The 5,342-nt window shown below is 49.7% G+C and carries 8 protein-coding genes; 1 reads left to right on the top strand and 7 read right to left on the bottom strand.

Annotation, left to right across the window (positions count from 1 at the left end):
• Nucleotides 1–265 precede the first annotated feature (265 nt).
• The 7 genes from NC980_RS26070 to NC980_RS26100 all read right to left on the bottom strand — a co-directional run bounded on the left by NC980_RS26070 (nt 266) and on the right by NC980_RS26100 (nt 4,930).
• Nucleotides 266–631, bottom strand: a complete 366-nt coding sequence (locus NC980_RS26070) for a hypothetical protein (RefSeq protein WP_199298780.1) — start codon at nt 629–631, stop codon at nt 266–268.
• Nucleotides 601–966, bottom strand: coding sequence for a hypothetical protein (locus tag NC980_RS26075; RefSeq protein ID WP_242027225.1), 366 nt, complete (start codon nt 964–966; stop codon nt 601–603). Before NC980_RS26075 ends, NC980_RS26070 begins: the two co-directional genes overlap by 31 nt.
• Nucleotides 967–1,266: 300 nt before the next feature.
• Nucleotides 1,267–2,346, bottom strand: coding sequence for an alkene reductase (locus tag NC980_RS26080; RefSeq protein ID WP_190379547.1), 1,080 nt, complete (start codon nt 2,344–2,346; stop codon nt 1,267–1,269).
• 623 nt (nt 2,347–2,969) lie between these two features.
• Nucleotides 2,970–3,401, bottom strand: a complete 432-nt coding sequence (locus NC980_RS26085; protein ID WP_206753849.1) for a hypothetical protein — start codon at nt 3,399–3,401, stop codon at nt 2,970–2,972.
• A 133-nt stretch (nt 3,402–3,534) separates the two neighbouring features.
• Nucleotides 3,535–4,146, bottom strand: coding sequence for an ATP-dependent Clp endopeptidase proteolytic subunit ClpP (clpP, locus tag NC980_RS26090; RefSeq protein ID WP_190379549.1), 612 nt, complete (start codon nt 4,144–4,146; stop codon nt 3,535–3,537).
• A gap of 39 nt (nt 4,147–4,185) precedes the next feature.
• Entirely contained in the window at nt 4,186–4,608 is a 423-nt protein-coding gene (locus NC980_RS26095) for an SRPBCC domain-containing protein (RefSeq protein WP_190379550.1), read from the bottom strand.
• Nucleotides 4,601–4,930, bottom strand: coding sequence for a helix-turn-helix transcriptional regulator (locus tag NC980_RS26100; protein WP_190379551.1), 330 nt, complete (start codon nt 4,928–4,930; stop codon nt 4,601–4,603). Before NC980_RS26100 ends, NC980_RS26095 begins: the two co-directional genes overlap by 8 nt.
• Before the next feature lie 87 nt (nt 4,931–5,017).
• Here NC980_RS26100 and NC980_RS26105 point away from each other — a divergent pair, with 87 nt between their 5' ends.
• A complete protein-coding gene (locus NC980_RS26105; protein WP_190379552.1) occupies nt 5,018–5,245 on the top strand; it encodes an ATP-dependent Clp protease proteolytic subunit in 228 nt (75 codons plus the stop codon).
• Nucleotides 5,246–5,342: the final 97 nt, after the last annotated feature.

Consider the following 5,342-nt stretch of genomic DNA (forward strand, 5'->3'; position numbering starts at 1 on the left):
CCGTCTCCGCAAATCGCTCTCCATGCTTCCTCACAGTCGGATAAGCCAACCACTGAAGCGGAATGTCCGTCACCTTCCAGACCAGCCGACCAGAAGAGTGCAACACATCTGAGACTTCCTCGAAACTCGGATGTGTTGCACTCTTCTAGTTCTGCCTGGAATGCTGACCATTGCGAGCGTTCCTGAAAAATAGCCGCATCGAAAATAGCCTTGCGTCCCCGCTTCGGAGTCTTTCTGCCGCGTGGATTTGCAGGAATGTTGGGAATCATGCTGCGATTGAAGATGGCTCTCCGGTTGGCTCGGCTATCGTAAACGCCATCGAGAGAGACGAGCGTCGGTTTAGGTCAAGCCCGGCCATTTGAGCGATGCGGGTGACTTTCGGCAGGGCGGTCTGCAACAGTGGAAACTCATTCCGATTGCCAGGAGCTGAAACAAACGGGGCAATCACATTGCAGTTGCTTTCTGTGACCGCAACTGCAATGTGCCCTTTGAGATGCTTGTGTCCGCTAAATCCGAGATTGTCTCCGCCTTCCTTCGTTGCGGTTGTTCCGTCGCCATGGATTACGCTGATATCCAGCAACGCTTGCTGGTGAAGGAGTCCTACCGTCCCGCAAAAATGGCATCGAAACATCCTTGAGCTTCATAGTGCCGAAAGGCAGCATAGACACGAGTGTAATGAATTTCTGGTTGCCCTTCCTTGTCCTGCTTGATCGGCAGTTCTTTCCACTGGCAGCCGAGGTACAAGAGCTTCAAAATGTAGTTGAAGATTGTGTGCAAAGAGAGCTTTAGCTGAGGACCACGGCTGCCGAGGTGCAGGTGGGGCAAGACAAATTCTTCAAACTGTTCTAACGTCAAATGTGTGGGAATTGATTGCCACCGTTGTATTTGGGGCATTCTTGATCCTGCCGACGGTTCAACTAGAAAGACTTGAGCCATTTTAGTCAGAAACGATAACAGTCCAGGCATACAGGAGCTTTCAGACAATTTCGCTCACGCAGGAAAACCCGCAATCAGTTGAAGATTAAAGAATCGAGATTTAAACGTTCATGCCGAATAATTTCCAACTACGCCCTAACCACCTAAATGGAGCGGGATAACGTCCCGGTTGAGCGGCAGCAGATCGACTTTCACGATAGACGAAAAGACTTCCAACTGTCCGCTCCAACGATTTCTTAGCCTGTTTCTTCGCGTTCAACGAATCAACTCGCCACACTGCCATACCTGTCGAACGTAATGAAGTATGAACGCAAAACTAGCAACATCGATTTAAGCTGCAGCTAAATACGGATAATCTGTATATCCTTGCGCTCCAGGCGAGTAGAACTTGCTCGGATCTGGAGCATTCAGCGGCGCATTCTGAGCAAAGCGATTCGGCAGATCAGGATTGGCTAAAAACGAGGTTCCAAAAGCGATTGCATCCAATTGACCATCGGAAATCGCATGTTCCGCCTCTTCTGCCGTATATCCTGTATTGCCGACTAAGACCCCATGGTAGGCTGCACGAATCGGAGTCAGAATGTCGCCTTGTTGCTCACCCAGAGCATCACCCCGCATCACATGCAGATACGCAAGGTTGTAATTGTTGAGGCGAGTGGCTAACCAGGTGAACGTGCCAACCGGATCGCTGTCTTTCATGCTGTTGTAGCTACTGAGTGGCGAGAGTCTTAAGCCCACGCGATCGCTGCCCCAAACGTCGATGGTCGCCTCCAACACCTCGAGCATCAAGCGGGCACGATTCTCAACCGAACCCCCATAAGCACCGCTCCGTTGATTACTCCCATCCCGCAGGAATTCATCCAGTAAGTAACCGTTTGCGCCGTGAATTTCGACTCCATCGAATCCAGCGGTTTTCGCATTTTCAGCCGCAGACCGGAACCCTGCAATAATCGTTGGAATTTCGTCATCCTCTAGCGCACGAGGCGTGACATAAGGAACTTTACCCTGCGGCGCATGAAATTCGTCGTTTGTAATCGGAATGGCACTGGGAGCGACCGGAATGGCACCGTGATTTAACAACGGGTGACAAGCTCGACCCCCATGCCAGAGCTGAAGCATAATCCGACCTCCTTTGGCGTGAACAGCATTGGTGACTTGTTTCCATCCTGCAACCTGAGCATCATTGTGAACTCCGGGTTCAGTGCCAAATGCAGAACAACCTGGCATGACAGCAGTCGCTTCTGCAATAATCAGTCCAGCGCTGGCGCGTTGACTGTAATATTCTGCCATCAATAGAGTGGGAACATGATTTTGATCGGCGCGACAGCGGGTTAGAGGAGCCATGAGGATTCGGTTTGGCAGCTTTAGAGCACCGACTTGCAGAGCGGAAAAGAGGTGAGGTAGTGACATGAAACGACAACCAAAGTTGAGGATGCGATTAGTCTAGCTCATTGCATCGGTGAGGCAGGATTAGCTAAGGTTTCCATTGGGATCGCGGTAGGGACATAGCTTCGGAATGATACGAAACAGAATCGCTTTAGTCTTATTGCTGTTCCGTCCCGAAATTGAAGATGCGGGGCTAATGATCGCGCTCACCGGATATGGATAGGTCATATAACTCAATCGATCGTGTTGATATTTCCAGCGCAACAAACGCTCCCAGAATCAATAATCACCGCTCTGAGACAGAACCATCAGTGCTTGTGAAACGTGGGAAGCTGTGGATTTCAGAGATAGTACAGCAGGAAGCAGCAAAACAGCGAGAGCAGCAAATAGCCAACGATTGAGTGAAACAAGAGACGTTAAAGCGGTGACAAAGGCATCGTCGCTTCACTCGATACTTTGCAAAGTGGAATGGCCCAATTTTCCCTGAAATCGTTGAAGACCCGCTCGCGCATCAATCGAGTCTCCGAGGCTCACCACTCTGACATTGAAGCGTGAGCGGTGCGATTGAGTTGCCCACGCATAACTACATCCATGATCGGTGCAGGTGGAAATTGCTATTCTATCGCAGTCAGATTACCTTCCTTGACCTACGGATTGAACAAAGTCTTGACCCCAAACGCTGCAACATCATCGGAGGTTCCCTGAGGTCCATACGTCTGTGAGAAAACCATGTTCAGGGGGTGAGCTATGTTATTGGCTTGCCGATTCACGACGGCATCCACGATCGAGCCTCCTGAAGTCTCTAATTGTACTGCGCGATCATTCGCTGCACTAAGCTTAGGTGTGGATCTGACTTGCACCGTGCTAACTTGATCTGAAGTGAGAGGTGTCAGATTGATCGTTTGAGTTGCACTCGGTGCGGGTGGGCGACTTTCTTGGCTACGAGATTCCGTAATGGCAGCAACATTATTAGACGTCAGATGCGTTTGATTAGCACTTGTGCACGAGCAGATTGAGCCGTTACGGTTGTCAGAGTCACTAATCCGGGCAGAGCGAGTGTTTGGAATTTCACGATCCATCTCCTGAGTGTTTAGAGGACTACAGTGTTGATTAAAGAGGAGGGATCTGAGGGACTGCTTGAGCGTGACTGTGAATTGGGAAAACTTTAGCTGAGAACCTGATGAGCGCGATCGATCAACTCATCAATTTCTGCTATCTAGCTGCTACCAGTTCAGCAGACCTCTGGAGCGCTGGACGCTCGATTACCCGATCAATCAAGCCATACTCCACTGCCTCTTGCGCGGACATATAAAAATCCCGCTCCGTATCTTGCTCAATTTGCAAGAGCGATCGCCCCGTATAGTTCGCCATGCGCTGATTGATCTGGTTCTTGACATAGAGAATTTCCTTCGCTTGAATCTCGATATCAACCGCTTGTCCTTGTGCACCGCCCGAAGGCTGATGAATCATAATCCGCGAACTCGGCAAACTGCTCCGCTTCCCTTTCGCACCCGCACCTAAGAGAAACGCACCCATACTTGCTGCAAAGCCATAGCAAATTGTACAAACATCGGGGCGAATGTGGTTCATCGTGTCATAGATGCCCAGCCCATCATTTACAGAGCCACCGGGAGAATTGATGTAGAGGTAGATATCTTTGTCTGGGTCTTCGGCTTCGAGAAAGAGCAATTGCGCCACAATCCGGTTTGCCATTTCGGGCATCACGGGTTCCGCAAGAAAAATAATGCGCTCTCGTAGCAGCCGGGAGTAAATGTCGAAGGCGCGATCGCCTCGACCCGATTGTTCAACAACAGTCGGAATCATGATGGTAGTTCCTTGAATGAAGTAAATCAGAAATTGGGTTTAAGCGACAATCAAAAGCGCCCCTTCGAGTTCTAGTAACTGCTTGAGGGTAGACAAGCACAGCGCCCATCTGTCGCTGTTGCTGAGATAGCTTTGGGCTTCTAGTCGATAGTGAATCACGGTCAGCTTGACCTGATGTGCAGATGGCTCTAATAAGAAGCGGACACGAGAAGGCTGTGTGTGATCAAAAAACTGGAAGGTATAGGAAAGCTGATGCGGCGGTTCAGACTGCAAGATTTCACCAATGGTTTGTGATTCACCTGCTGAGTCTACTTGCTCTACAGTCGAACCTTCTTGCCAATCCGATTGTAGTTGTCGCTCTCCCCAATATTGCTGCATGAAGGCTTCGCTAGTGATGGCTACCCAGAGCTGCTCGATCGTCGTCGCAATGTAGGTGACATAAACAAAGGTCGGTTTACTCATGGTCAGTCTCCTGTGAAGTTTCTTCGAGGGTGCGTTTGAGTTGACTTAACGCATCAAGTTGGGAGCGATCGTATTTGCTGAGCCAGCGATCGTAGATCTCTTGAATCGGAGCAGGATTGAGATAATGCAGTTTCTCTCGCCCCTGCCAAAGTGTGACGACAAGGTTTGCAGCCTCTAACACCGCAAGATGTTTACTGACCGCTTGCCGCGTCATGACAAGATGTTCGCAGAGTTCTCCAAGGGTTTGTCCATTGTGGGTGTACAACTGATCGAGCAATTTTCTCCGACTGGAATCAGAGAGGGCTTTAAACACGGCATCCATATCTCTTATTATGCAACTAAATGGTTGCATGTCAAGTCTACTAAAATCGAGGTGCGCCGCTTGACAGTGATGCAGGAAGGAACACCAATGAATCTGTTCAACAACGCTTCAAATGCAGGCATGAATTTTGACGATCAGTGGATACGATCTCGCACGCTATTCTTACGACAACCGATCACCCATGAGGTTACGAATGAGTTCATTGCTCAACTGCTGTATTTGGAAGGAGAGAACCCAGATGCTGCGATCCAACTTCACATTCAGACTGAGGCAGGGTCGGTTGCGGCTGGGCTGGCAATGGTATTGTCAACTTAACCGGAGATGTTCAAAATTGAGCACAATTATCCCGCAATCGCTAGGTTCGCTCAATTTACGCAGCAGTTTGCAAGCAAGCGACTTCTCGCCAATCTTG

The organism is Leptolyngbya sp. AS-A5, from assembly GCF_039962495.1.
Lineage (GTDB): Bacteria > Cyanobacteriota > Cyanobacteriia > Leptolyngbyales > Leptolyngbyaceae > Leptolyngbya.

Coding starts and splice junctions, on each gene's coding strand:
- NC980_RS26070 (WP_199298780.1), bottom strand. CDS start 631: ATGTTTCGATGCCATTTTTGCGGGACGGTAGGACTCCTTCACCAGCAA.
- NC980_RS26075 (WP_242027225.1), bottom strand. CDS start 966: ATGCCTGGACTGTTATCGTTTCTGACTAAAATGGCTCAAGTCTTTCTA.
- NC980_RS26080 (WP_190379547.1), bottom strand. CDS start 2,346: ATGTCACTACCTCACCTCTTTTCCGCTCTGCAAGTCGGTGCTCTAAAG.
- NC980_RS26085 (WP_206753849.1), bottom strand. CDS start 3,401: ATGGATCGTGAAATTCCAAACACTCGCTCTGCCCGGATTAGTGACTCT.
- clpP (WP_190379549.1), bottom strand. CDS start 4,146: ATGATTCCGACTGTTGTTGAACAATCGGGTCGAGGCGATCGCGCCTTC.
- NC980_RS26095 (WP_190379550.1), bottom strand. CDS start 4,608: ATGAGTAAACCGACCTTTGTTTATGTCACCTACATTGCGACGACGATC.
- NC980_RS26100 (WP_190379551.1), bottom strand. CDS start 4,930: ATGGATGCCGTGTTTAAAGCCCTCTCTGATTCCAGTCGGAGAAAATTG.
- NC980_RS26105 (WP_190379552.1), top strand. CDS start 5,018: ATGAATCTGTTCAACAACGCTTCAAATGCAGGCATGAATTTTGACGAT.